Below are 1,551 nucleotides of genomic sequence, written 5' to 3'. Positions count from 1 at the left end.
ACAAACCCCCCGGTGATCCCGGTCAACCGTCCGCCGCGGTACCCAGGGGTAACGCCGGGCCCGGGATGCCAACCAACAAGTAGTTGTCGCGGTCCGGGCCTTCGCGGCGTTCCGCGCTGGCCGCACTGACCGACGACTGGCTGACCGCCCTGTTCGCCGCGGCCCAGCGCGAGACCGGGGTGCGCGGCGCCGCCCTCGTCGCCGTCGGCGGCTACGGGCGCGCCGAACTCTCCCCGCGCAGCGACCTCGACCTGCTGCTGCTCCACGACGGCAAGGCCGAGCCGCGGGCCCTGAGCGCCCTGGCCGACCGCCTCTGGTACCCCGTGTGGGACCTGGGCGTCGCCCTCGACCACTCGGTGCGGACCCCGGCCGAAGCCCGCAAGACCGCCGGCGAGGACCTCAAGGTGCACCTGGGGCTGCTCGACGCCCGGCCGGTCGCGGGCGACGCCGGCCTCCTCGCGGGCCTGCGCACCTCGGTCCTGGCCGACTGGCGCAACCAGGCCGCGAGGCGGCTCCCGCAGCTGCACTCCCTGTGCCGGGAGCGGGCCGAGCAGGCCGGGGAGCTGCGCTTCCTGCTGGAACCCGACCTCAAGGAGGCCCGCGGCGGGCTCCGCGACGCCACCGCACTGCGGGCGGTCGCCGCGTCCTGGCTGGCCGACGCCCCGCGCGAGGGGCTGGCCGAGGCCCGCCGCCGCCTGCTGGACGCGCGCGACGCCCTGCACCTGGTGACGGGCCGGGCCACCGACCGGCTCGCGCTCCAGGAGCAGGACCAGGTCGCCGCGCAGCTGGGCCTGCTCGACGCCGACGCGCTGCTGCGCGAGGTGTACGAGGCCGCGCGGGTCGTCGCGTACGCCGGCGACGTCACCTGGCGGGAGGTCGGGCGGGTCCTGCGGGCCCGGGCGGCCCGGCCGAGGCTGCGCGGGCTGCTCGGATCCCGGGGGGCCGCCGCCGAGCGGGCGCCGCTGGCCGAAGGCGTCGTGGAGTCCGAGGGCGAGGCCGTCCTGGCCCTGGCCGCCCGGCCCGACCGCGACCCGGTGCTGCCCCTGCGGTTCGGCGCCGCGGCCGCACAGGCGGGTCTGCCGGTGTCCCTGCACGCCGTACGGCGGCTCGCGGCGCAGGCCAAGCCCCTGCCCGTGCCGTGGCCCGCCGAGGCGCGCGAGCAGCTGGTGACCCTGCTCGGGGCAGGGGAGCCCACGGTCGCCGTCTGGGAGGCCCTGGAGGCGGAGGGCCTGATCACCCGGCTGCTGCCGGACTGGGAACGCGTGCGGTGCCGCCCGCAGCGCAACCCCGTGCACACCTGGACCGTGGACCGGCACCTGGTCGAGACGGCGGTCCGCGCCTCGGCCCTGACCCGCCGGGTCGGCCGCCCCGACCTGCTGCTGATGGCCGCCCTCCTGCACGACATCGGCAAGGGCTGGCCCGGGGACCACGCGGTGGGGGGGGGGGGGGGGGCCCCCCCCCGGGCGGGCCGCGCCGGGCGCGGCCCCCCCCCGGCCCGCGCCGCCGCGGGGGGGGGGGGGGGGCCGCGCCCGGGCGGGGACGCCCCCCCCC

Annotated in this window: 1 protein-coding gene; it reads left to right on the top strand. The window is 79.7% G+C overall.

All coding sequences use genetic code 11. The features are described 5' to 3' along the window. Positions 1–83 precede the first annotated feature (83 nt). A partial coding sequence (locus tag ACFXA3_RS42345; RefSeq protein WP_385196836.1) for a [protein-PII] uridylyltransferase occupies positions 84–1,551 on the top strand: 1,468 nt, incomplete at its 3' end.

The organism is Streptomyces sp. NPDC059456, assembly GCF_042750055.1.
Taxonomy (GTDB): Bacteria; Actinomycetota; Actinomycetes; order Streptomycetales; family Streptomycetaceae; genus Streptomyces.
The sequence above is the reverse complement of the archived record's forward strand: the minus strand, read 5'-3'. Positions and strand labels throughout refer to the sequence as shown.